We start from the raw sequence: 442 nt of genomic DNA, 5'->3' as shown, positions 1-442 counted from the left end.
AGAAGAAAGGTGTATAAGTAAAGATAATAACTTTTTCATACGAATATTTACAACTATACATAAAAGAAATAATACAAAAGATTTATAAAAAATATTCAAAATATAGTAAAAAGATAACTCTGTTTATATAGAAAGAAGGAATATATTATGTTGAATAAAAAATTACCAGATACGGAATTAAAATTGATGAAAAATATTTGGAATTCGGGATACAAAACTGTAATATCTAAAGACGTTGCAGATGAAATGGAGAAAAAATATGGTTGGAAACATACAACTACAATTACACTTTTAGCAAGATTAACTAAAAAAGGTTTTTTAATATCTCAGAGAGTTGGAAAACATGTACACTACACAGTATTAGTAAAAGAAAAAGAATATCTAAAACTAGAAGGTAAAAGAATTTTTGGAGGTTTGCATAACAATCCCCTGTCAGAGTTAA

Annotated in this window: 1 protein-coding gene; it reads left to right on the top strand. The window is 25.1% G+C overall.

Annotated elements, in window-relative coordinates; all coding sequences use genetic code 11:
- Positions 1 to 147: 147 nt before the first annotated feature.
- The coding region (locus KGF41_RS20530; protein WP_227857139.1) for a BlaI/MecI/CopY family transcriptional regulator at positions 148 to 442 on the top strand (295 nt) is incomplete at its 3' end.

This window comes from Clostridioides sp. ZZV14-6150 (assembly GCF_020657875.1).
Lineage (GTDB): Bacteria > Bacillota > Clostridia > Peptostreptococcales > Peptostreptococcaceae > Clostridioides.
Note: the sequence above shows the minus strand (reverse complement) of the source record. Positions and strands in the feature narration are given on the sequence as shown.